The 23,258-nt window shown below is 72.3% G+C and carries 24 protein-coding genes; 3 read left to right on the top strand and 21 right to left on the bottom strand.

The annotated features are described in order from the left end of the window. Positions 1-41: 41 nt before the first annotated feature. The 5 genes from EDD34_RS13625 to EDD34_RS13645 all read right to left on the bottom strand — a co-directional run bounded on the left by EDD34_RS13625 (position 42) and on the right by EDD34_RS13645 (position 5,191). Positions 42-398, bottom strand: coding sequence for a helix-turn-helix domain-containing protein (locus tag EDD34_RS13625; RefSeq protein WP_123815060.1), 357 nt, complete (start codon positions 396-398; stop codon positions 42-44). Between the two features lie 256 nt (positions 399-654). Continuing rightward, a complete protein-coding gene (locus EDD34_RS13630) occupies positions 655-1,227 on the bottom strand; it encodes a CinA family protein (protein ID WP_281277762.1) in 573 nt (190 codons plus the stop codon). Further along, the gene (pgsA, locus tag EDD34_RS13635; protein ID WP_123815061.1) at positions 1,224-1,817 is read right to left on the bottom strand and encodes a CDP-diacylglycerol--glycerol-3-phosphate 3-phosphatidyltransferase; all 594 of its coding nucleotides are present in this window, start codon (positions 1,815-1,817) and stop codon (positions 1,224-1,226) included. The genes EDD34_RS13630 and pgsA overlap by 4 nt, the downstream gene beginning before the upstream one ends. A 91-nt stretch (positions 1,818-1,908) precedes the next feature. After that, positions 1,909-4,701 carry an FtsK/SpoIIIE family DNA translocase gene (locus EDD34_RS13640; protein WP_170177081.1) on the bottom strand — a complete coding sequence of 931 codons (2,793 nt, stop codon included), beginning with the start codon at positions 4,699-4,701 and terminating at the stop codon, positions 1,909-1,911. Positions 4,702-4,780: 79 nt separating this feature from the next. Continuing rightward, positions 4,781-5,191 carry a hypothetical protein gene (locus EDD34_RS13645; RefSeq protein ID WP_123815062.1) on the bottom strand — a complete coding sequence of 137 codons (411 nt, stop codon included), beginning with the start codon at positions 5,189-5,191 and terminating at the stop codon, positions 4,781-4,783. Between the two features lie 123 nt (positions 5,192-5,314). Between EDD34_RS13645 and EDD34_RS13650 the strand changes: the two genes are divergently transcribed. Beyond that, positions 5,315-5,971 carry a TetR/AcrR family transcriptional regulator gene (locus EDD34_RS13650; protein ID WP_123815063.1) on the top strand — a complete coding sequence of 219 codons (657 nt, stop codon included), beginning with the start codon at positions 5,315-5,317 and terminating at the stop codon, positions 5,969-5,971. Here the strand turns inward: EDD34_RS13650 and EDD34_RS13655 are convergent. The 5 genes from EDD34_RS13655 to rraA all read right to left on the bottom strand — a co-directional run bounded on the left by EDD34_RS13655 (position 5,940) and on the right by rraA (position 11,083). Beyond that, on the bottom strand, positions 5,940-6,524 hold the full coding sequence (locus EDD34_RS13655; RefSeq protein ID WP_123815064.1) for a DUF4328 domain-containing protein: 585 nt from the start codon (positions 6,522-6,524) through the stop codon (positions 5,940-5,942). The two genes, EDD34_RS13650 and EDD34_RS13655, sit on opposite strands and share 32 nt — an antisense overlap. Positions 6,525-6,702: 178 nt before the next feature. Beyond that, positions 6,703-7,542, bottom strand: a complete 840-nt coding sequence (locus EDD34_RS13660; protein ID WP_123815065.1) for a DUF4328 domain-containing protein — start codon at positions 7,540-7,542, stop codon at positions 6,703-6,705. Between the two features lie 234 nt (positions 7,543-7,776). Further along, a complete protein-coding gene (locus tag EDD34_RS13665) occupies positions 7,777-9,462 on the bottom strand; it encodes a ribonuclease J (RefSeq protein ID WP_123815066.1) in 1,686 nt (561 codons plus the stop codon). 38 nt (positions 9,463-9,500) lie between these two features. Then, positions 9,501-10,490, bottom strand: a complete 990-nt coding sequence (dapA, locus tag EDD34_RS13670; RefSeq protein WP_123815067.1) for a 4-hydroxy-tetrahydrodipicolinate synthase — start codon at positions 10,488-10,490, stop codon at positions 9,501-9,503. 128 nt (positions 10,491-10,618) lie between these two features. Further along, positions 10,619-11,083 (bottom strand): ribonuclease E activity regulator RraA, encoded by a 465-nt coding sequence (gene rraA, locus EDD34_RS13675; protein ID WP_123815068.1) that lies wholly within the window; start codon positions 11,081-11,083, stop codon positions 10,619-10,621. 76 nt (positions 11,084-11,159) lie between these two features. On the opposite strand from rraA, the gene EDD34_RS13680 reads away from it, so the two are divergent. Next, positions 11,160-11,669 carry a GNAT family N-acetyltransferase gene (locus EDD34_RS13680; RefSeq protein WP_123815069.1) on the top strand — a complete coding sequence of 170 codons (510 nt, stop codon included), beginning with the start codon at positions 11,160-11,162 and terminating at the stop codon, positions 11,667-11,669. 71 nt (positions 11,670-11,740) lie between these two features. Then, the gene (locus tag EDD34_RS13685) at positions 11,741-12,211 is read left to right on the top strand and encodes a hypothetical protein (RefSeq protein WP_123815070.1); all 471 of its coding nucleotides are present in this window, start codon (positions 11,741-11,743) and stop codon (positions 12,209-12,211) included. Here EDD34_RS13685 and EDD34_RS13690 read toward each other — a convergent pair. The 11 genes from EDD34_RS13690 to rbfA form a co-directional block, all read right to left on the bottom strand. Continuing rightward, positions 12,178-12,687, bottom strand: a complete 510-nt coding sequence (locus tag EDD34_RS13690) for a tetratricopeptide repeat protein (RefSeq protein WP_123815071.1) — start codon at positions 12,685-12,687, stop codon at positions 12,178-12,180. The genes EDD34_RS13685 and EDD34_RS13690 overlap by 34 nt on opposite strands. 16 nt (positions 12,688-12,703) lie before the next feature. Next, on the bottom strand, positions 12,704-13,474 hold the full coding sequence (gene dapB / locus EDD34_RS13695) for a 4-hydroxy-tetrahydrodipicolinate reductase (protein WP_123815072.1): 771 nt from the start codon (positions 13,472-13,474) through the stop codon (positions 12,704-12,706). A 15-nt stretch (positions 13,475-13,489) separates the two neighbouring features. After that, positions 13,490-14,827 carry a M16 family metallopeptidase gene (locus EDD34_RS13700; RefSeq protein ID WP_123815073.1) on the bottom strand — a complete coding sequence of 446 codons (1,338 nt, stop codon included), beginning with the start codon at positions 14,825-14,827 and terminating at the stop codon, positions 13,490-13,492. Between the two features lies 1 nt (position 14,828). Next, positions 14,829-17,081 (bottom strand): polyribonucleotide nucleotidyltransferase, encoded by a 2,253-nt coding sequence (locus EDD34_RS13705; RefSeq protein WP_123815074.1) that lies wholly within the window; start codon positions 17,079-17,081, stop codon positions 14,829-14,831. A 196-nt stretch (positions 17,082-17,277) separates the two neighbouring features. After that, on the bottom strand, positions 17,278-17,547 hold the full coding sequence (gene rpsO / locus EDD34_RS13710; RefSeq protein WP_123815075.1) for a 30S ribosomal protein S15: 270 nt from the start codon (positions 17,545-17,547) through the stop codon (positions 17,278-17,280). A gap of 139 nt (positions 17,548-17,686) precedes the next feature. Beyond that, on the bottom strand, positions 17,687-19,570 hold the full coding sequence (locus EDD34_RS13715) for a bis-aminopropyl spermidine synthase family protein (protein ID WP_123815076.1): 1,884 nt from the start codon (positions 19,568-19,570) through the stop codon (positions 17,687-17,689). A gap of 92 nt (positions 19,571-19,662) precedes the next feature. Then, positions 19,663-20,019 carry a GntR family transcriptional regulator gene (locus EDD34_RS13720; RefSeq protein WP_123815077.1) on the bottom strand — a complete coding sequence of 119 codons (357 nt, stop codon included), beginning with the start codon at positions 20,017-20,019 and terminating at the stop codon, positions 19,663-19,665. Between the two features lie 72 nt (positions 20,020-20,091). Next, positions 20,092-21,051 carry a bifunctional riboflavin kinase/FAD synthetase gene (locus EDD34_RS13725; protein ID WP_123815078.1) on the bottom strand — a complete coding sequence of 320 codons (960 nt, stop codon included), beginning with the start codon at positions 21,049-21,051 and terminating at the stop codon, positions 20,092-20,094. Positions 21,052-21,204: 153 nt separating this feature from the next. Further along, entirely contained in the window at positions 21,205-21,639 is a 435-nt protein-coding gene (locus tag EDD34_RS13730) for a hypothetical protein (protein ID WP_123815079.1), read from the bottom strand. Between the two features lie 120 nt (positions 21,640-21,759). Continuing rightward, on the bottom strand, positions 21,760-22,725 hold the full coding sequence (gene truB / locus EDD34_RS13735) for a tRNA pseudouridine(55) synthase TruB (RefSeq protein WP_123815080.1): 966 nt from the start codon (positions 22,723-22,725) through the stop codon (positions 21,760-21,762). Further along, positions 22,722-23,183, bottom strand: coding sequence for a 30S ribosome-binding factor RbfA (gene rbfA, locus EDD34_RS13740; protein WP_123815081.1), 462 nt, complete (start codon positions 23,181-23,183; stop codon positions 22,722-22,724). Before rbfA ends, truB begins: the two co-directional genes overlap by 4 nt. Positions 23,184-23,258 lie beyond the last annotated feature (75 nt).

Raw genomic sequence — 23,258 nt, forward strand, 5'->3', positions numbered from 1 at the left:
GGTGGTGCGCCCGTCGTGAGGTCCGCTGACGACCCGTCCGGTCAGCCGACCGGTGCCAGGTCCTCGCGTGCGTTGTCCCGCTTCGTCGCGGAGCGGTCGGACCGGGCCAGCATGCCCTGCATGAAGTCCGCGGGGATGGTGTCGGGGATCTGGGGGAGGATTCCTTCGGCGACCGCGACCCGGTCGCTGACCTCGCGCAGGACGCGCGACAGCGGGACGTCCAGGGCGTCGGCGATCGAGGCCAGCAGCTCGGACGACGCCTCCTTCTGACCGCGCTCGACCTCGCTGAGGTAGCCGAGGGACACTCGTGCCGCCGAGGACACCTCTCGCAGGGTGCGCCCCTGCAGCTGACGCACATCTCTCAGCACGTCACCGATCTCTTGCCGCATGACGACCATCTCGCGCCCCCTTCCCGTGCCTGTCTCGTTCCCGGATGCGTCCGCCCCCGTGGCGCGGGAGACGATCGCACGTGCCTTTCGCGTGTGCTCGCCTCCTGAGGGTTTCGTCCTACGGTACCCCGTCGTCGGTGAGCCATGACGTCGGGTCCTACCCGTCGGCTTGTTCGCGATCACGTTTGATCCAACGTCACTGGTCTGACTCTTGTTCCCGAAGGCCACCCCCGTCAAGTGTTTTGCAAGAATTGACCAAGAAGTTTCACCCTTGGGCAACGGATGACGACAATTCCGGGATGACCGAGAGTGCCAGTCGCAGCACGCCCGACGTCGCTCCGGCGATGATGTCCGGGCGGGTCCCGGTGAGGTCGATCCTCCGCACCCGGTCGGTACCAGGGGCGGACACCGCGACGTAGACGCGGCCGGGCGCCTGCCCGTCCTGCGGGTCCGGACCCGCCACCCCGGTCGTCGCGAGCCCGACGTCGGCACCGGTGGCCCTCCGCACGCCCGCGGCCATCTGGGACGCCACGTCCGGGTCGACCGCGCCGCGCGCGGCCAGCAGCCCGCCGTCCACCCCGAGCAGCCCCGACTTGAGATCCGTCGCGTAGGCCACGACCCCGCCGCGCAGCACCGCGGACGCGCCCGGCACGGACACCAGGACGGAGGTCACACCACCGCCGGTGAGCGACTCGGCGACGCCGAGCGTCCAGCCACGCGCGCCGAGCCGGCCGAGCAGCCTGCGGGCGAGATCCTCGGGATGCGCGGCACGGGCCGTCCCGGAAGCGCCCGCGCCCGGCCCGCTCGCGTCGTGGCCGCTCACCTCCTGGCCGCTCACGCCTGAGCCGGGGAGGCCCGCCTGGCCGACCGCCGGATCCGCCACCCCTGGTAGGCGTAGTCGACGCCGGTCACCACGGTGACCACCACGGCCGCCGCCATGACGATCCAGGCGATCACCGTCAGCCACGGCAGGTCGCCGTGCGGGAGGAGGAACGCGGTGATCGCGACCGCCTGCAGGACCGTCTTCAGCTTTCCGCCGCGGGAGGCGGGCATGACCTCGTACTTCAGGACCGCCATCCGCATCAGGGTGATGCCGAGCTCACGTACCAGGATCACCGTCGGCACCCACCAGGGCAGTTCGCCCAGCGGCCACCACAGCAGGACCAGGGCGGTCCCCACGAGGAACTTGTCGGCGATCGGATCGAGAAGCTTGCCGAGGTCGGTGATCAGGCCGCGCGACCGGGCCAGGTATCCGTCGACCTTGTCGGACAGAGCGGCGACGACGAAGAGGATCGTGGCCACGATGCGCCAGGTGACGGACTCACCGCCCTCGACGAGGAGTGCCCACGCGAAGAACGGGACCATCGCGATCCGGACCATCGTGACGTAGTTCGCCACGTTCCAGGGCGACGGCGCGTCGTTGACCATTGCTCCACCCTAACCGTCAGCCAGGGTGCTTCCCGAATCGCCGTCGACCGGACGGCACGGCGTGCGACACGTCCCCGGCCGCAGGCCACCGTCAGCGCGCGTCGCCCTCGGCCGGCACGACGCCGGGGGCGTCCGGGGCGCGACCTGAACCGTTCGCCGGCCCGGCGCCGTCGTCGTCCGCGTAGGCAACTTCGTCCTGGTCGTAGAGCTGGTTCGACTCCCCGCGGATGAGGGCGAGCGCCGCGGGCAGGTCGTCCGCCGCGACGAGCACGTCACGCGCCTTGGAGCCCTCGGAGGGCCCGACGATCTCCCGCGACTCCAGCAGGTCCATGAGCCGGCCCGCCTTGGCGAAGCCGACGCGCAGCTTGCGCTGCAGCATCGACGTCGAGCCGAACTGGGTGGTCACCACGAGCTCGGCGGCCTGGAGCAGCAGGTCGAGGTCGTCACCGATGTCCTCGTCGATCTGCTTCCTCGCGGCGGCCGGCGCCGTGACGTCCTCGCGGTACGCGGGTTTGAGCTGCGCCTTGACGTGCTCGCTGACGGCCTCCACCTCGGACTCCGTGACCCAGGCGCCCTGCACGCGCATCGGCTTGGCGGCGCCCATGGGGAGGAAGAGCGCGTCACCCTGCCCGATGAGCTTCTCGGCACCGGGCTGGTCGAGCACCACGCGGGAGTCGGCCAGTGACGACGTCGCGAACGCCAGCCGGGACGGAACGTTCGCCTTGATCAGCCCGGTGACGACGTCGACCGACGGGCGCTGCGTGGCCAGCACCAGGTGGATCCCCGCCGCGCGGGCGAGCTGGGTGATCCGCTGGATGGACGCCTCGACGTCCCGCGGCGCGACCATCATCAGGTCGGCGAGCTCGTCGACCACGACCAGCAGGTACGGGTAGGGCGCGATCTTGCGCTCGGAACCCGGCAGCGGCTTGACCTTCCCGGCCCGCACGGCGGTGTTGAAGTCGTCGATGTGCTTGTACCCGAACTCGGCCAGGTCGTCGTAACGGGAGTCCATCTCCCGGACCACCCACTCCAGCGCCTCGGCGGCCTTCTTCGGGCTGGTGATGATGGGCGTGATGAGGTGCGGGATGCCCTCGTAGATCGTCAGCTCCACGCGCTTCGGGTCGACGAGCACCATTCGCACCTGCTCCGGGGTGGCGCGCATGAGCACCGAGGTGATCATCGAGTTGATGAAGCTCGACTTGCCCGCTCCCGTGGCCCCGGCGACGAGGATGTGCGGCATCTTCGCGAGATTCGCCACGACGTAGCCGCCCTCGACGTCCTTCCCGACGCCCATCACCATCGGGTGCTCGGTACGGCGCGCGGCCGAGGAGCGCAGCACGTCGCCCAGCACGACGGTCTCGCGGTCGGCGTTCGGGATCTCGATGCCGATCGCCGACTTGCCCGGAATGGGCGACAGGATCCGCACGTCCGCGCTGGCCACGGCGTAGGCGACGTTGTTCGAGAGGGACGTGATCCGCTCGACCTTGGTCTTCGGCCCGACCTCGACCTCGTAGCGGGTCACGGTCGGACCGCGGGTGAAGCCGGTGACCTGCGCGTCCACGCCGAACTGCTCGAAGACACCGGTGAGCGACTCGACCACCCGGTCGTTCGCCGCGGACCTGGTCTTGTGCGGCGGCCCCTCGACGAGCAACGCCTCGTCCGGCAGGAGGTACACGGTGTCGCCGTCGAACATCGGCTGCTCGCCCCGCGGCATCGGCGCCGGGGTGACGGGCGGTTTCGGCGCGGGCTTCTTCCTGGACGCCGGGGACCGCTCGTCCAGCAGCCCGGGGCCGATCGCCGGAGCGCCCTTGCCGCCCTTGCCCTCACCGGTCGGGATCCGCTGGGTGGCGAGCTTGTCGGAGCGGGCCGGCGCGTCGGACGCCGCGGCGTCGTCGGCCGGAGCGAGGTAGGCCGCCTTCTCGAAGGCCTCGTCACCCACGTATCCCTTGACACCCTTGCGCTTCCGGCGCCGGCCGGCCTGCGGCACCGCGCCCGACGGCGTGCCGGCACCCGGGCCGGCGTCCTCTCGCTCGTGGTTGCCCGTGAGCCGGTCGTAGACCGCCAGGAGCCGCGCCGGAATGCGGTGGACGGGCGTGGCCGTGACGATCAGCAGGCCGAAGAACGCGGCGAGCGCGTAGAGCGGCACCGCGAACCACTGCGTCAGGCCGGTCACGACGGGGGTGGCGAAGAGGAAGCCGATCACGCCACCGGCGTCCTGGACGGGCCCGAAGCCGTCCGTCGGCGACGGGAGCCCCGCGCTGATGTGCACCAGGGCGCACACGGACACGATGATGAAGCTCAGCCCGATGGTCACCCGGCCGTTGGCCCGCGCCCGCTCGGGGTGACGCATGACCCGCAGCGCGATCCAGAGCAGGAGGACGGGCAGCGCGACACCGGCGACGCCGAGGGTGCCCGCCACGACCGCGTGCACACCGTCGCCGAACGCGCCGTCGATCCCCCACCATTCCCGGGCGGCGACCACGACGGCGAGTGCGAGCAGGAAGAAGCCCACGCCGTCGGCGCGGTGGTCGGGCTCGGGCGCCGTGCCGGCCTTCGGCCCGGCGTCGCTCGATGCCCCCTTCGCCGTCGTGGTCCGGCTCGGCTTGCCCACGTCTCGCTCCCCGTCCCCCGGTGTCGTGTCCTGGTCCCGCGGCCCGACCGCTCGCGCCGCACCGCCGACGGCGTGCGCCATACCCATCCACGTGCCACGCGCCGCCCGGACCGGCCAGGACCGTGCGGCCCCGGTGGTCCCCCCGCTCGTGGCGGGCCTCGCACGGGCCGGGCTCGCGCCCTTGGCCTTGCGGGGCCGGGTCGCGTGCTTGCGCGGGGCTGACTTCCGGGGCCTGCCGTTCCGGCTGCCGCCCGTGGTGGATCGGGTCGCCATGATGCTGCCCACCGTAACGAGGCAGACCGACACACCCGCGCACCCGGCCCGGTGTGTCCGGTTCCTGCGCGACCACCGGTCAGGACAGGAACATGCCCACGGCCAGCGTCACCACCCCGGCCCCCAGGAACGCCGCGCCCGCGGGGAACAGGACCCTGAAGCCGTTCGGCCGGGTGCGGCCCGCGCCCATGGCGCTGAAGAAGAAACCGCCCGGCAGGAGGATCGCGGCCACGAGCACGCCCGTGGCGCCGAGCCAGTGCCAGAAGCCCGTGAGCACCGTCGCCTCGGCGAGGACGAGGCACACGAGGCCGAGGGTCACCAGCACGCCGGCGTGTGCGTGCCCCGCGCGGAAGAACGCCTTCTGGAAGTCGGTGGCCGGCGCGCGGCCGGCCAGGACCTTGAGCAGGAAGAATCCCCCGGATTCGATCCCCACCACGGCCAGCAGGACGATGGCGGCGGTGATGCGCGCGCCGTCGGACAGTTCGAGCATGGGTCTTTCCCCTCGTGGTGGTGGACAGGTGCTCCCCGAGCCGCGTCGTGCCTCGGCCCATTTCTGTAACACTGTTATAAAACACCGTTCGCAAACATCCGTCAAGACTCCTACACTCGGGGCATGGCCCGACCCCGCACCCACGACGACGCACTGCGCACCCGCCTGCTCGAGGTCGCCTCCCGGACGACGTCGGAGCGTGGCGAGGCGGGCGTCACGGTGCGCTCGGTCGCAGCGGAGGCGGGCACCAGCCCGTCCGCCGTCTACGCACTGTTCGGGTCACGCGAGAAACTCCTCGCCGCCGTGACCGCCGAGGGCTTCCGGCGCTTCGCCGCCCACCTCGCCGCCGTGCCCCGCACCGGCGCCCCGCGCGAGGACCTCCGCGCCCTCGGCCTGGCGTACCGCGCCTCCGCGCTGGCGGACCCGCACTTCTACCGCGTCATGTTCGACCGCGGCGTCGAGCCGGCGTCCGGCGACGGGGACCCGATCCCACCGGCCGGACCCGGGAGGCCGGACGCCCGCTCCACGAAGCGGGGCACGTTCGAGGTTCTGCGGGACGCCGTCGCACGTGCCGTCCCGCAGGGCTCCGCCGCGCACGTCGAGACCGTGGCGCTCGGCCTGTGGGGCCTGGTCCACGGGCTCGTCTCGCTGGAACTCGCCGGCCGGCTCGACGGCGACGCCGAGACGCGCGCACGCCGCTACGCCGAGACGCTGAGCGCCCTGGGGCCCCTGCTGGCGGAGAACGGCGTCAGACCCGATGCGCGCCAAGACGCTCGATGAAGTCCCGCTGCCCCGCCGTGACCTCCCGAACGATCCGGACCCACAGCCACAGCGCACCCAGTCCGGCCAGCGCGCCGACGCCTTCGACGACGGGGAGGGGCATCTCGATCGACAGACGGATGCCGTCGCTGGGCCTCGACTCCGTGTACCGGAAGAACAGCGCGAACGTGAAGACGAGCCACAGCGCCCACCAGCCACCGATCCCGCGCGTGGCCGCCCGCGGGTTGCACCCCCGCCGAATGTCGGCGACGACCTGCAGCGGGAACCAGAGGTTCACGATCGGGACGACCCACCCGAGCCAGACCCAGACGCTCCCGCGCTCCTGCAGCACCTCGGGACGCGCGGCCACCGCGAACGCCCTGGCACCGTGCAGCCAGATGCCTCCGACGACGAACGCGCCCAGGGGCGAGGACCTGCGTCCCGCTGGAGGCCAAGGAGTAGACCGAGTAGAACGGTCCGACCCCGGAGAGAGATCCCGTCCACGCCCGGGCCTCGGGCGCCGCTCCGAGCGACGCCACGAAGACGAGCACCTGCGCCGCCGCGAAGACCGCAGCGAGGAGCATCACGACCGTCGGCAGCGTCGTGGAGACCGGAGGGATCGGTGCCGGGGCCCACCGGCCTCCCGGAGACTGCGGCGGTGGGGGCGTCCAGGGCTCCGGCCGAGGCTCGTAGGGATTCTGCGGAGAACCGGGTGCGTGCGACACGGAACTTCCTTCCTCAGATCAGGCCGATCACGCGACCGGAGTGACTTCCCATTCCCGCTGCGCGGCCGTCAGTTCGCGGATCATGGCCACCCAGAGCCAGCAGCCGATACCGGTCAGCACCGCACCAAGCCCTTCGAAGAGCGGGTAGGCGGCGACGGCCGGCGTGAGCGGGTCGGTGCCCAGCACGCCACCGGTGAGCCGGTTGGTGACCTGGTCGCAGACCAGTGGAACGAGCCAGCAGGCCCACCACACACCGATGCCGGGCCTGGGCCGGTTCCGGATCGTCGCGCGGCGGACATCGCTGACCACGAGGTAGGGGAACCACAGGCTGACCACGGGGACGACCCAGCCGATCCACGCCCATACCGCGCCGCGGCGATGGTGATACGCCGGGTTGACCGCCTCGGCGAACTTCCGGCTCGTGTGGAGCCAGAGGCTGCCGACGACGAAGATCGTGATCCCGAGCGGGAAGAGCAGGATGCCGAAGAGGTCGTAGGCCACGAAGTCGGCGTCGGCGTAGCTCAACCCGCGATCCGCGGCGTCGGCCCAGACCGCCGTCGCGGGGATCGACAGCAGGGCGAGTACGAGTCGGAACGCGGCGTAGACGATCGCGACCACGATCGCACCCGTGGCCAGACCGGCGGGTACCCGGGGACGCGCCACCGGATAGCCGTATCCGGCCGGAGCGAGGGGCCCTCGCGCCGTCCGCGGGCCCGCGGCGTGGGGCGAGGGCCGGGCGCCCGCCGCGGGGTGGGCGAACGGCATCGCCGGCTCGCCGGCGGCCGGGGCTGCCTCCGGAGGGCGACCGGGCCCGCCCGGATCGCTGTGGGGCGGGTGCGGCGGCGGGTGCGGCGGTTCCTGGGACACGTCCGGGTCTTCCTGTCGAGCGAGACGAACCCGCCGACGCTATCGCCTGAATACCCTTCAGAATGCCGGTATCCCGGGTGAAAACCGGTCACGATCGGGATACGCCGGAGCGTGTTCACGCCGCGCGGCGCGCACGGAGCCGGGAAGACGGAGCGGGCGGTGGCCCGTCTGACGAGCGGATCGGACCGCCGGTCAGACGGGCCACCGCCCGCCGTCCACCGAGTGCCTACACGATCACGCCTCCACGACCACGGGCACGATCATCGGCTTGCGGCGCAGCTTCGTCGCCACGAAGCGGCCCACCGTGCGGCGCACGATCTGCTGGAGCTGGTGCGTGTCGGTGGCGCCGCCCGCGACGGCCGTCTCCAGGGCGCTGGTGATCTCGGGCAGGACGTTGTCGAACACGGCCAGGTCCTCGGCCATGCCCCGCGCGAGGATCTGCGGCCCGGCGAGCACCTTCCCGGTCGCGGTGTCGATCGCGGCGTAGACGGAGACGAAACCCTCCTCGGCCAGGGTCCGGCGGTCCTTGAGCTCGGCGTCGCCGATCTCGCCCACCGAGGAACCGTCCACGAACACGTAGCCGCACGGCACGGCTCCGACCACGGATGCCCGGCCGTCCACGAGGTCGACGACGACGCCGTCCTCCGCCAGCACCACGCGGTCCGCCGGGACACCGGTCTTGACCGCGATCGAACCGTTCGCCACGAGGTGGCGCACCTCGCCGTGCACGGGCATGACGTTGCGCGGCCTGAGGATGTTGTAGCAGTACATGAGCTCGCCGGCGCTGGCGTGGCCGGACACGTGGACCTTGGCGTTCGCCGAGTGCACCACGCGCGCGCCGAGCCGGGTCAGGCCGTTGATCACCCGGAACACCGCGTTCTCGTTGCCGGGGATCAGCGAGGACGCGAGGATGACCGTGTCCCCGCTGTTCACCTGGACCCGGTGGTCCCCGTTCGCCATGCGGCTCAGCGCCGCCATCGGCTCGCCCTGCGAGCCGGTCGACATGTAGACGATCTTGTGGTCCGGCAGGCTGTCCGCCTTCTTCACGTCGATGAGGACGCCGGGCGGCACGTCGAGGTAGCCGAGATCGGAGGCGATGCCCATGTTGCGCACCATCGAACGGCCCACGAACGCGACACGGCGGCCGTGCGCGTGGGCGGCGTTCAGCACCTGCTGCACGCGGTGCACGTGCGAGGAGAACGACGCCACGATGATCCGTTTGTCCGCCTGGGCGAACACACCGTCCAGCACCGGGCCGATCTCGACCTCGGGGGTGACGAAGCCCGGCACCTCGGCGTTCGTGGAGTCGACCATGAACAGGTCGACGCCCTTCTCCCCCAGCCGCGCGAAGGCGCGCAGGTCGGTGACCCGCCCGTCCATCGGGAGCTGGTCCATCTTGAAGTCGCCGGTGTGCAGCACGGTCCCGGCGCCGGTGGTCACGGCGACGGCGAGCGCGTCCGGGATGGAGTGGTTCACCGCGACGAACTCGCAGTCGAAGACGCCGAGCTGCGCGCGCTGCCCCTCCTTCACCTCGCGGGTGACCGGCTTGATGCGGTGCTCCTTGAGCTTCGCCTCGATGAAACCGAGTGTCAGCTTCGACCCGACGAGCGGGATGTCGCGGCGCATCCGCAACAGGTAGGGCACGGCGCCGATGTGGTCCTCGTGCCCGTGGGTCAGCACGATCGCCTCGATGTCGTCCAGACGGTCGGCGATGTACTCGAAGTCCGGCAGGATCAGGTCCACGCCGGGCTGGTTGTCCTCGGGGAAGAGAACGCCGCAGTCGATGACGAGCAGGCGCCCGTCGTACTCGAGCACGGCCATGTTGCGGCCCACCTCGCCGAGGCCGCCGAGGGCGACCACTCGGAGTCCGCCCTTCGGCAGCTCGGGGGGCAGGGGTAGTTCAGGATGTGGGTGACTCAAAGGGCCTCCAGGCCTCGTTCTGACAAAGTCTCAAGTTTTCAGCCGGGCGTGACGATCGCGGGGTGCCCCACGATGACCGTCGCCTCGTCCGGGAGCTCAGGCGGCGACATGGGTGTCGCGCTCCGCGGGAGCAGCCCCGCGGCGGTCAGCACCGCGCGGAGCGTCGCGACCTCGTGGTCGCTCGCGGCGACGTTGGGCAGCCGCAGCGTGCGGTGCTCCAGGACGCCCTGGGCCTGCAACGCCGCCTTGGTCATCACGGCCTGCGCGCCGGCGCCGTTCAGGGCGCCGACGACGGGCATCACCCGGCGGAAGGCCGCCAGCGCGCCGGCGTGGTCCCCGGCGTCCCAGTGGCGCACCACGTCGGCGTACTGGGCGCCCACCACGTGCGCCGACACGGACACGATGCCCGCCCCGCCCACGCTGAGGAACGGCAGGAGCAGCCCGTCGTCGCCCGAGTACCAGGCGAGGCCCGTGGCCTCGATCAGCTGCGCCGCCGACCAGACGTCGCCGGTCGCGTCCTTGTTGGCGACGATCCGCGGGTGCTCGGCGATCCGCACGAAGGTCTCGGGGGCGATCCGCACGCCCGCGCGCCCGGGGATGTCGTAGAGCATCACGGGCAGGTCGGTGGCGTCGGCCACGGCGGTGAAGTGCCGGAGCAGACCCTCCTGGGTGGGCCGCGAGTAGTAGGGGGAGACGACGAGCAGGCCGTCCGCCCCCGCCTCGGCGGCCTGTTCGGCCATCCGGATCGCGTGGGCGGTGTCGTTCGAGCCGGCGCCCGCGAGCACCGCGGCGCGATCCCCGACGGCCTCCGTCACGGCAGCCACGAGCTCCGCCTTCTCGGGAGCGTGGGTGACCGGCGACTCGCCGGTGGTGCCCGACAGGACCAGGCCGTCGTTGCCGTCGTCGACGAGTTTCTTCGCCAGCTTCACCGAGGCCTTCAGGTCGATCGCGCCGTCCGGCGTCATCGGGGTGACCATCGCGGTGAGGAGGGCGCCGAAGGGGCGCTCCGTCGTGCTGGGAAGAACCATGAGGATACCGTACCGCCCGGACCCTCGTCCCGGCGTCTTCCGCCACAGGCCACCGGGTGCGCGGCCGGTCGCCCCGCGGCGTCGCCCCCCGAGGCGGGGGGCGCACGAGGGCGGCAATGCCCACGCGGTCAACGCTCCACGAGCACGCCGTCCGCGTCCGCCCACACCGTCGCACCCGGCCGGAACACCACGCCGTCGATCTCCACGGGCTCGTCCATGACCCCGGCGCCCGCCTTCGCGGACTTGCGCGGGTTCGTGCCCAGGGCCTTCACCCCGAGCCGCAGACCCCCGATCGCGACGGAGTCCCGGATCGCCCCGTGAATGATCGCCCCCGCCCAGCCGTTCTCCACCGCCGACGCCGCGATGAGGTCTCCCATCAGCGCGGACCGCAGCGAGCCGCCGCCGTCGACCACGAGCACCGCACCGTCGCCGGGAGTCGCGCACACCGCCTTGACGAGGCCGTTGTCCTCGAAGCACCGGATCGTGCGCACCGGGCCCGAGAACTCGGCGACGCCGCCGAGGTCGCGTAGCTGGAGCGGGAGCGAGGCGAGGTCCTCGCCCCGGTCGTCGTACAGGTCCGCCGTGGCCACCATCTGATCCTCCGTCTCACGAGCCGTCGCCGGCCACGATACTCAGGCTCGCAAGCGGGATGTGGCATAGGGTTCCCGCATGACGCTGTTCCGCGAGCTCGCCGACGTCTCCGTCCGGCCCGCCGTGCCGGGTGACGAGGCGGCCGTGACCGCGATCCAGCTCGGGGCGTGGCGCGCCACGCACGACGCCACCCTCGGCGAGGGCGTGATGGAGCGGCTCGACACCGACCTGATGCGAGAACGCTGGAGGGAGGCGATCGAGACGGCGCCCGGACCGGGATTCGCCGTCCTGGTCGCGCTGGACGGTCCCGAGCTCGTCGGGTTCGCCGCCGTCTCCCCGGGCCAGGTGATGTCGCTGGAGGTGGAGCCCGGCCATCGGCGGGCCGGACACGGCACGCGCCTGCTCGCGGCCGCCGTCGACCGGTTGCGGACCGACGGCGCGCAGGAGGTCACCACCTGGGTGCTCGACGGTGACACCGCGCGCGAGCAGTTCCTCTCCGACTGCGGGCTCGGCGCCGACGGAGTCGAGCGGAGCCTCGCCACCGGGCCCCGCACCGTCGTCGAACGCCGGTGGAGCGCCTCGATCTGACCCGAGGCGCGAATCCGAAGTTTCACCGGCGCGTGACACCACCGTGACATGGCCTTGTCACCATCACGGACATGGGGATCGTGACGGAGTACTTCGCGGCCGCGACCGACGAGGTCGCGGCCGAGGCTCTGCGCCTTCCCGGCGGCCCGGCCGCTCCGGAGGACGGAAGCCCGCCGCGGTTCGACTCCGTCACGCTGCCGTCGGTCGACCCGTTCGTCATGCTCGTGGGGCTGGCGCAGGCGCTGTCCGGGCGGCCCTACGGGGAGATCGCCGCGAACCCGCGCCACGGCGCTCTGGTCGGCAGCGGCGGCGACGAGGGCCCCTGGATCGTGACGGTCACGGACGACCTCACGAAGGACCTCGCCTCCGTCGCCCCCGCCCGCCTCGCGCGCGTGACCCGGGACTGGGTGCGCGAGTCCGAGCCGCCGGTGCCCGCGCACCGGCTCACGTCGGCCGTCCTGCAGCTCGCGGAGCTCGCGACGCGCGCCGTCGCCGACGGGCGCGGCCTCTACTGCTGGACGTCCCTGGGGGGCGTGCCGTAGAGACGCACCGCCCTGCGCAGGGTCGCCCGTGCCCGGCGGCGGTCACCCGCGGCGTCGTAGGCGAAGGCCAGGTGATACCAGGCGCGCCAGTCGCCCGGCTCCGCCTCCACGGCCGCGCGCCGGTCCGCGAAGGCGTCGTCGGCCGCCGCGCGGTCGATGCGGCCGCCCGGCGAGCGGGGCAGGTCGTCGACGGGCAGGTCACCCGCCGCGGCCAGCGTGTCGGCCATGGCCTGCACGCGCGCGGCCAGCCAGAACTCCCGCACGATGAACGCCAGCACCAGCAGCGGCAGCACGAGGACCGCCACGCCGATACCGATCAGCAGCGGCTCGCGCGTGCCGATCATCGCCAGCCCGCGCCCGGCCACCGCCCACACGTACAGCGCGAGCAGCGCGGTGACGGCCAGAGCGCCGAGCAGCCCTCGCGGCGGACGACGACGCCGCCCGGCCGCCGGCACGTCGTCCGGCGTACCGGTCATGCCGGCACCACGCCCCTCATGTCAGGTCCAGCACGTGCTCGAGGCCCACGGTCAGCCCAGGCCGGTCCACCACGGCCCGCACGGCCACGAGCACGCCCGGCATGAACGACGAGCGGTCGAACGAGTCCTGGCGGATGACGAGCTGCTCACCGGGGTTGCCGAGGAGGATCTCCTCGTGCGCCACGAGGCCGCGCAGCCGCACGGCGTGCACGCGGACGCCGTCGACGTCGGCGCCGCGGGCGTCCCACCCGGACTCGGTCGCGTCCGGGGAGGCGGGCAGGCCGGCGTCGGCCCGTGCCGCGGAGATCGCGGCCGCCGTGTGCCGGGCCGTGCCCGACGGCGCGTCCACCTTGTCCGGGTGGTGCAGCTCGATGATCTCGGCCGACTCGAAGTAGCGGGCGGCCTTCGCCGCGAACGTCATCGCCAGCACGGCCGACAGCCCGAAGTTGGGCGCGATGAGCACGCCGAGGCCGGATCCGTCGGCGCGATCCGCGTTGCAGCGGTCCAGGTGCTCGGCGACCCGGCCTCGGGACGCGTCGTCCCAGCCGGTCGTGCCGACGACGGCGTGCGCGCCCGCGTCGAGCACGGCGTGCACGTTCGCCTCGGCGGCCGACGGCACGGTGAAGTCCACGACGACGTCCGCGCCGGACAGCGACCCCGCGGTGATCTCGTCACCCCGGTCCAGCCTCGCGACGAGCGACAGCCCGTCGGCCGCCTCCACGGCCGCACAGGCCTGTGTCCCCATCCGCCCAGCCGCACCCAGCACGGCCACCTTGATCTCGGCCATTCCTCGCCTTTCTCGTCAACGGTCGTCTCGTCCGAACGGTCCCACACGGACCACCGAACGCGGCCGGGACGCCAGATCCTGGGCCAGGGCCCGCACGTCCTCGAGCGTCACCGCGCGGATGCGGCTCAGCGCCTCCTCCAGCGAGTAGAGCTCGCCGTACACCAGCTCGGCCCGGCCCAGGCGGCTCATCCGGGAGCCGGAGTCCTCCAGGCCGAGGACCAGCGACCCTCGCAGCTGTCCCACCGAGCGGGTCAGCTCCGCCTCGGTGATGCCGCCGTCGGCCAGCCGTTCCAGCTCATGGACCAGCAGTTCCTCCACCTGCTCCGCCTTCGCCGGGGCGCACCCCGCGTACAGGCCGAACGTGCCGACCCCGCCGTGCCCGGCCGCGAACGAGTACGTCGTGTAGGCGAGGCCGCGCTTCTCCCGGACCTCCTGGAAGAGCCGGGAGGACATGCCCCCGCCCAGGACGGCGTTCATCACCGACAGGGCGAAGCGACGGTCGTCGGTGGCGGCGAGCCCCGTGCCGCCCACGATGATGTTCGCCTGCTCCACCGCCCGTTCGACGGTCCTGACCGTGCCGCGGACGGGGATGCCCTCGGTCTGCGGCGTCGCGTCCCGCCTCGTCCGCGGCGCGGTCGCCTCCTCGAGGGTCCAGCCGCCGGCGGTCAGGGCGTGCACCACCAGGTCGCACAGCTCGTCGTGGTCGACGCCGCCCGCGGCGGCCACCACCAGCGTGCCCGGCTCGTAGTGGGTGCGGTAGTGGTCCCAGACGGCGTCGCGCGGCACCGCGCCGATCGTGTCGGCCGTGCCGCCGATCGGCCGGCCCAGCGGGTGCGAGCCGAGCACGGCGGCCGAGAACTCCTCGTGGACCACGTCCGCGGGGTCGTCGTCGGTCATGGCGAGTTCCTCGAGGATCACGCCGCGCTCGGTCTCCAGCTCCTTCGCGTCCAGCCGCGCGCTGGTCACCATGTCACCGATCACGTCCACCGCCATGGGGAGGTCGGCGTCGAGCACACGCGCGTAGTAGCAGGTGTGCTCCTTGCCGGTGGCGGCGTTGGCCTCCCCGCCGACGGCATCGAACGCCTCGGCGATGTCGAGGGCGCTGCGCCGGTGGGTGCCCTTGAACAGCAGGTGCTCCAGGAAGTGCGTCGACCCGAAGTGCCCGTCGGTCTCGTCCCGGGATCCGACGCCGACCCACGCTCCCACCGTGACCGAGCGCAGGCCCGGCATGTGCTCGGTGATGACACGAACGCCGCCGGGCAGGACGGTGCGACGAATGGTCGCGCCGTCCTGCCCGGCGGTCAGGTCGGCACCGGGCTCACCCGCGGCTGCGAGTGGCAGGTGCCAGGGCATCTCAGGCTTCCGCGCCGGCGGACGCCGTCTCGGGTGCGCCGGAGTCCACGGCGTCGGACTCCTCGCCCTCCTCCGTCACGGCGACCAGCGAGAGCTTGCCGCGCGGGTCGATCTCACCGATCTCGACCTGGACCTTCTGGCCGATGGAGAGGACGTCGTCGACGTTCTCGATGCGCTTGCCGCCCACGAGCTTGCGGATCTGGCTGATGTGCAGCAGCCCGTCCTTGCCCGGCGACAGCGAGATGAAGGCGCCGAACGACGTCGTCTTGACGACCGTGCCGACGAACCGCTCGCCCACCTCGGGGACGTGCGGGTTGGCGATCGCGTTGACCGCCGCGCGGGCGGCCTCGGCCGAAGGGCCGTCGACCGCGCCGATGTAGACGGTGCCGTCGTCCTCGATCGAGATGTCGGCGCCCGTCTCCTCCTGGATCTGGTTGATCATCTTGCCCTTGGGCCCGATGACCTCGCCGATCTTGTCGGTCGGCACCGTGATCGCGATGACGCGCGGCGCGTTCGGGGACATCTCGTCCGGCGTGTCGATGGCCTCGGCGATGACGTCGAGGATCGTGAGGCGGGCGTCGCGCGCCTGCCCCAGGGCTGCGGCCAGGACCGACGCCGGGATGCCGTCCAGCTTGGTGTCGAGCTGGATCGCGGTGACGAACTCGCTGGTACCGGCGACCTTGAAGTCCATGTCGCCGAACGCGTCCTCGGCACCCAGGATGTCGGTCATGGCGGCGTAGCGGGTCTCGCCGTCGACCGTGTCGGACACGAGACCCATCGCGATGCCCGCGACCGGGGCCTTCAGCGGCACGCCGGCGTTGAGCATGGAGAGCGTGCTCGCGCACACCGAGCCCATCGACGTCGAGCCGTTGGACCCGAGCGCCTCGGAGACCTGGCGGATCGCGTACGGGAACTCCTCGCGGCTCGGCAGCACCGGCACGAGCGCGCGCTCGGCGAGCGCACCGTGACCGATCTCGCGGCGCTTCGGGCTGCCCACGCGACCCGTCTCACCGGTCGAGTACGGCGGGAAGTTGTAGTTGTGCATGTAGCGCTTGCGCGTGACCGGCCCGAGGGAGTCGATCTGCTGCTCCATACGCAGCATGTTCAGCGTGGTGACACCCAGGATCTGGGTCTCGCCGCGCTCGAACAGCGCCGAGCCGTGCACGCGCGGCAGCACCTCGACCTCGGCCGACAGGGTGCGGATGTCCGCGAGCCCACGGCCGTCGATGCGGACGCCGTCGGTCAGCACGCGCCGGCGCACGAGCGCCTTCTGCAGCGACCGGTACGCGGCCGACAGCTCCTTGTCGCGCCCCTCGAAGGCGGCGCCCTCACCCGCGAGGTCGGCCACGACACCGGCCTTGATCTCGTCGAGACGGTGCTCGCGGTCCTGCTTGTCCGCGATGGCCAGAGCCTCACGCAGCGGCTCGGTGGCCGCGCCCTCGACCGCGGCGTACGCGTCGTCCTGGTAGTCCGGGAAGAGCGGGAACTCCTGCGTCTCCTTGGCGGACTGCGCGGCCAGCGCGGACTGCGCGTCGCACAGGGCCTTGATGAACGGCTTGGCCGCCTCGATGCCCTCGGCCACGACCTCCTCGGTCGGGACGGTGGCGCCCTCGCGCATGAGCTTCATCGCGTCGTCGGTGGCCTCGGCCTCGATCATCGCGATCGCGACGTCGTCGCCCACGGCCCGGCCGGCCACGACCATGTCGAAGACCGCGCGCTCCTTGTCGGAGTGCTTCGGGAACGCGACCCACTGGCCGTCGACCAGCGAGACGCGCACGGCCCCCGCGGGGCCGGAGAACGGCAGGCCGGAGAGCTGCGTCGAGGCCGACGCGGCGTTCATGGCGAGCACGTCGTACGCGTCGTCGGGGTGCAGCGCCATGACGGTGATGACGATCTGCACCTCGTTGCGCAGGCCCTTGACGAACAGCGGGCGCAGCGGGCGGTCGGTGAGGCGGCAGGTCAGGATCGCCTCGGTCGACGGGCGGCCCTCGCGACGGAAGAACGAGCCGGGGATGCGTCCCGCGGCGTACATGCGCTCCTCGACGTCCACCGTGAGGGGGAAGAAGTCGAACTGGTCCTTGGGGTGCTTCCCGACCGCGGTGGTCGACAGCAGCATGGTCTCGCCGTCGAGGTAGGCGGCGACGGAGCCGGCGGCCTGCTTGGCCAGGCGGCCCGTCTCGAAGCGGATGGTGCGGGTGCCGAAGCGACCGTTGTCGATCACGGCCTCGGCGAACTGGATCTCGGGACCCTCCACGGGTGCCCTCCTTTTTTCGGATCGGCGCCGCGCATCCCGTAACGGTCATCGATCGAGGCCCACCGAACCCGTTGTTCGGGAAGCCACTACCGAGGACCGGACGCGGGCTGCGCCGGCGCGCTGTGTGGTTGTACCTACATCTCACCAGACCAGCCCGGCCCCCGCAGGAGGGACCGGGCTGGTCTCGGAGCTCATCTCAACGACGCAGGCCGAGGCGCTCGATCAGCGCGCGGTAGCGGTTCACGTCGATCCGCTGGAGGTAACCCAGCAGGCGACGGCGCTGGCCCACGAGGAGCAGCAGACCACGACGGCTGTGGTGGTCCTGCTTGTGGGACTTGAGGTGCTCGGTGAGGTCCTTGATGCGCTGCGTGAGCAGGGCGACCTGGACCTCCGGGGAGCCGGTGTCGGTCGGCGTCTTCCCGTACTCGGCGACGATCTGCTGCTTCGTGGCGGTGTCGAGCGGCATGGCTCTCCTTCGTGTCGTTGCGCGGTGCTCCCGGACTGATTCACGGGGCGCTCTGGATCCGCGGCCGTTCTGACGGCCCTCCTACCTTACCTGCTGCACGACGTCGGTCATGATCCCGCGGGCTGTGACGTTGCCGCCGTCAGGGCGTCGGTGAACCGGGGGCGGCACCGGCGCGCGCGACGGAACTCGCGACGGCGGACAGCACGACACGTACCGTCTCCCGCGGCAGAGTCACGAGCGCGCGGTCGAGTGTCTCCGCGCGGAGCCCGCCCTCCGTCGCCGCGGACCCGACGATCTCCCGCGCCTCGTCCTTGCCCAGCGCCACGTCCGCCGCCCGGGCGGCCTTGACCAGGGCGTCCCTCCAGCCGTTCGCGAGCCTCCGGGAGGCACCCCTGAGCACCAGGCGGCGCGCGAGGGCGACGGGGTCCTGTCCCCCCTCGTCGAGGACGTCGTCCTGGCCGAGCTCGTCCGGCCGGCCGCCCCGCGCGATCCCGCCGTCCGGACGGGCCGGGGCGGGATCTCTGCCTGACGACCCGGCTTCCCCGACCGCGTCCGCGATGAGGATCGCGTGCTTCGAGTCGGGTGTGCTGCGACGGAACGTGAGTCGCCACTTCCCGGCGAGATCGTCGCGCAGCGCGTCCTGGGCGGCCCCGCTGGTGATGTCCGGGTGGTTGTTCGGGATCGCGACCGCGACGCGCCGGGCGTTGACACCGAGCAGCACGCGGAAGAGCCAGGTGCCCGGGTCGTCGGACAGGTCGGCCGCGAGCCCCGACGCCCTCGCGTTCCTGATCGAGGTCTGGGCCGATCCGTCGAGGAGAGCCTCCAGCGGCAGTTCCGTGGCATCGGGACGGGTGCCGTCATGGGTGGCACCGTCGGTGGCATCGTGAGGGATGAGCGCCATCGCGGTGACGGGGAGTCCGTCGCGTCCGTGCGCGGCCGCCAGGACGGCGTCGTGCACGGATGCGCTGCCGGCGCCGCTGCCGGCCTCGACGGACCGTGTGCCGTGGGTGTAGATGTTCACGGCGTTCGTCGTGACGCGGTCGAGGGACCGCCAGGTGCGGGCCGTGGGCCGGCACACGTACAGGTCGCTCGCGCTGCCCACGGCCTGGGCCCCGAGGTAGCGGTTGAAGTGCGGCAGGATCGCCTCGTAGACGAGTGAGAGGTCGCCGATCGCCTGCTGCACGGCGAAGCCGAGCCCGGGGTGGTGGGTGCCGTACCCGTAGGCGAGGAGCAGGCGCCCGTGCTCGCGGTCGCGGAGTCCCTGCAGCCCGCGGGCGAGGAACAGCCGGACGCCGTCGGGCGTGTAGGGCGGGTCGGTGAAGACCAGGTCGGCGGTGCCGCGGGCGGCGGCGGGGAGCCCGGTCCGGAAGTCGGCCCAGGCGGTCTCGATGTTCAGCCCGCGCTCCGCGGCGACGTGGTCGATGTAGGCGAGCAGGTCCTCGTCGACGTCGACGACGACGGCACGCACGGCGGGGTTGCGCAGGCAGGTGACGATCGAGGTGAGGTCGTGGTCGCCGACGCACAGGAGCGTGGCCCCGGCCAGGTCGTAGGTGCCGTCCATCCAGAGCGCGCGGCGGACGGTCGTCTCCGGCGTCGCGGGCACGTGGTCGAGGGACTTCTTCGGGCGGGGTGCGCCGGCGACGATGCGCTCCATGTCGCGCAGCAGCTCGGGAGCGTCGCGGAGCTGGTCGTCGCCCGGCATCCCCAGGCCGGTGGCGGCGAGCTGTTCGGTGCCGGCCAGGTCGTGGTAGTCCCGGGTGCGTTCCGGGCGGATCCGCAGGCTGTCGCCCTCGACGAGGAGGTCGGTGCCGAGGGCGGCGACGAGCTGCTCCACGAGCCGTCGCGGCAACGCGGTGGCCCGCACGACGTCGGCGAGCGTGGTGCCGTCCGCGAGCGCCGCGAGGGCTTCGCGGTGCCCGCGCGCGTGGGCCCCGAAGGTCGCCACGAGTTCCCGCACCCTGTCGATGGGGGTGCGTTCCCCGACGATGCCGTCCGTTTCGCCGGCGAGTGATTGCGATGCCATACGGGCAACCTACGTCAGACGCCCACCACCGCCTGATCGCCGTCAGCGTGCCGAACCGGATCGCGCGAGCGCGGTCGTTCTTGAGCACGCCCTCACCGGCGGTCGAGGGCGGCGCGGACGATCTTCAGTGCCTCGTCGAGCTCCAGGCCGAGTTCGTGAGCCGTCTCCGCGTAGCGGTCCGCGGCCGCCCGGGCCGTCTCCAGTCGCCGGCTGCCACCCGCGCTCACGAAGGTTCCCGCGCGGCCCCGGGTCTCCACGAGCCGCGCCGCCTCCAGTTCCCGGTAGGCGCGCGCGACGGTGTTCACGGCGATCCCGAGCTCGCCGGCCAGTGCGCGCACCGTGGGCAGACGAGCGCCGACGGGCAGCGTGCCGTCGGCCATCTGGCGCGCGAGCCCGGTACGCACCTGTTCGAACGGGGGGACGGGGGAATCGGTGTCGATGGTGATCACGGCGTCCACGATGCCAGGCCCGCCCGCCGTCGTCGCAGCCCACGAGCGGCGCGGCGGGGTGATCGGGGTGGATCAGGCGGTCAGGATCTTCCGTGCCCGGGCCACGTCGTCGTGCATCTGCACGATGAGCGGCTCCATGCCGTCGAACCGGATCGTGGGCCGCAGGTGCTCCGTGAACTCCAGGACCACCTGCTCGTCGTACAGCTCCAGGTCGTCCCGGTCGAGCACGTACGCCTCGACGCGACGCTCGACGCCGTCGAAGGTCGGGTTCGTCCCGACCGAGATCGCGGCGGGCAGCACGCAGTCCGGGTCGTTCGGCGCGCGGTCCGCCAGCTCCGGCCGGTGCAGCCACCCGGCGTACACACCGTCGGCCGGCACCATTCCGGCGATGCCGCCCAGGTTGGCCGTCGGGAACCCCAGCTCACGGCCGCGCGCGTCGCCGTGCACCACCGTCCCCCGCAGCCGGTGCGCACGTCCGAGGACCTTCGCGGCGCCCGCCACGTCACCCTCGCTGAGGCTCGCGCGCACCGCCGTCGACGACCAGCGGTGATGATCGTCGCCGCCGACGTCCTCGATCGCCACGACCTCGAAGCCGTGCTCGCCGCCGAGCTCGACCATGGTCGACAGCGTGCCGGCGTTCTGCTTGCCGAACCGCACGTCGTGCCCGACGACGACGGTCCGCGCGCCCAGCCCGTCCACGAGGCACTTCCCGACGAACTCCTGCGGGGTCTGCGCCGCGAAGTCCAGCGTGTAGGTGAACACCAGCACGCCGTCGAGGCCGATCTCGGCCATCAGGTCGAGCCGGTCCGCGAGGCTCGTGATCAGCTCGGGCGCGGTCTCGGGACGGTGCACCGCCGCGGGATGCGGGTCGAACGTGACGGCCACCGCGCGCACGCCGTCGGCCCTCGCCAGCGAGACGATCCGGCCGAGCACGGCCTGGTGGCCGCGATGCATGCCGTCGAAGTTGCCGATCGTCACCACGGACGGCCCGAAACCCGCGGGAACCTGCTCCAGGTCGGTCCACACCTGCACGCGGAATACTCCTCAGCGCCGGAAGGGTCGCGCGGCCCTCCGGCCGCCGCGTTCGCGGCGGAGATGCCGCGCTGGACCAGCGTGCCACGCCACACCCGGGAACGCGCAATCGCCCCGCACCTCCCGCAGGCCGACCCGCCGAGCCCGCGCCGGTCAGGATCGCAGGGCCGGCTGCTTGACCGAGTAGATGAAGCCCGTGAGGCGGTGCTCCCCGAGCGACTGGCGCACGGTGAGATCGAGGATCCTCAGGAAGTTCCCGAACTCGACCTCGGTCATCGTCGAGCCGATGAGCTGGATGTTCCGGTCGCCGACCGCCCGCCAGCCCATCTGGGTCGGGTCCAGCGGCTCGGGGAGATGCTCCGTGAGCACCGCCGGGAACCGGGTCCGCACGACGACACGCCCCTGGAGCGCGACGAGCGTCAGGTAGGTCTCCTGGAAGGCGATCCCGAGTTCGGTGTTCTCCGGCCACCACGACAGCGCGGACACGAGCGCCTGCAGCAGTTCGGGACTGCTGTCCGTGCCCTCGCTCTCCTCGTCCACGATGTCGACGCTCGCCTCTCGCCCCACCAGGGCGGGGAGCGCCGCCACCACTGCCCCGACGTCTTCAAGACCCGCTGTTATCCGTACCCCCACGAGGCACAAAGGTATCAATCCGACATGCCACTCAGGAAGCCTGCAAGTGATTGACAATCACGGTGAACCTGCTGTTCAGCGTGTGACAAGGACCGGCTTGGCCAAGTCCTCGCCCTTGCGGCGGGTGTCCTCCACGAGGGCGACGAGGCCTCCCGCGGGGTCGATCGCCGCCATGACACCGGACCTGCCGCTGGGCGCGATCCACTGGCCGAATCCCAGGGCACGTGCCTCGGCCTCGTCGACGTCCCGCACCGGCAGGACGCCGCGCGCGGCGTCGGCGAGCGGCAGCGTGGCGAGTGTGCCGTCCTGATCGGCCTGGGCCTCCATCGCGTCCAGGGTCCGTGCCATGTCGAGTCCGTACCCGCCGACGCGGGTACGGCGCAGGGCCGTCAGATGCCCGCCGGCGCCGAGCGCGGCGCCGAGGTCCCGCGCGAGCGCGCGCACGTACGTCCCCGACGACACCGTGACCCGCACGTCCAGGTCCAGCACGGGGACGCCGTCGGCCACGCCGTCCCGGGTGGCCAGCACGTCGAACCGGGACACCGTGACGGGGCGGGCCGCGAGCTCGACGTCCTTCCCTGCCCGGGCACGCGCATACGCGCGTTCACCGTCCACCTTGATCGCCGAGACCGTGGTCGGTACCTGCATGATGTCGCCCGTCAGTCGCGTGACGGCGGCCCGGAGCCCGGCGTCGGTCACGCCCGCGGCACCCTGCGTCGCCGTGGTCTCGCCCTCGGCGTCGTCGGTGTTCGTGGTGACGCCCAGGCGGATCGTGGCGTCGTAGTCCTTGTCGGCGCCCACCACGTAGGTCAGCAGGCGCGTCGCCTTGCCGACCCCCAGCACGAGCACGCCCGTGGCCATGGGGTCGAGGGTGCCGGCATGGCCGACCTTCCGGGTGCCCGCCAGCCCACGGGTCCGCGCGACGACGTCGTGGCTGGTCCAGCCCGCCGGCTTGTCGACGACGACGAACCCGTCGGGAGCCGTGGGCCGCCGCGGGCGACGTCTCGTCGCGGACGCCGGGCCCGTCGGACCCGCGCTCACCGCTCGTCGTCGAGCGGCTGCTCGGACTCGTCCGTCTCGGCGGGAGCCTTCTTGTACGGGTCGGCGTCGCCGGCGTGCCGTGCGCCCGCCCGCAACCGGGCCAGCTCGGCGTCACGACGCTGCGCCTCGATCAGCGCGGCGTCCAGGTGGGCGGCGGTCTCGGGCACGGCGTCGAGGAGGAACTCGATCGTGGGCGTGAGGCGCACGCCCGTCTGCTTGCCCACCTCGCTGCGGATGATCCCCGTGGCGCTCTTCAGCGCGGCGGCGGTCTCCGCGCGGTCCTCGTCGGAGCCGTACACGGTGTAGAACACCGAGGCGTTCTGCAGGTCTCCGGTCACGCGCACGTCGGTGACCGTCACGAACCCGAGACGCGGGTCCTTGATCCGCGAGTCGAGCATCTGCGCCACGATCACCTGGATCCGGTCGGCGAGCCGCCGGGCACGAGGATTCTCGTTCATGGTCTTTCCCTTCTCAGAGAGAGGAGACCGCGCGGACGTCCGCCGTCGTGACGACGGCGCCCGCCCGCGCGGCCT

This window comes from Myceligenerans xiligouense (assembly GCF_003814695.1).
GTDB classification, from domain to species: Bacteria; Actinomycetota; Actinomycetes; order Actinomycetales; family Cellulomonadaceae; genus Myceligenerans; species Myceligenerans xiligouense.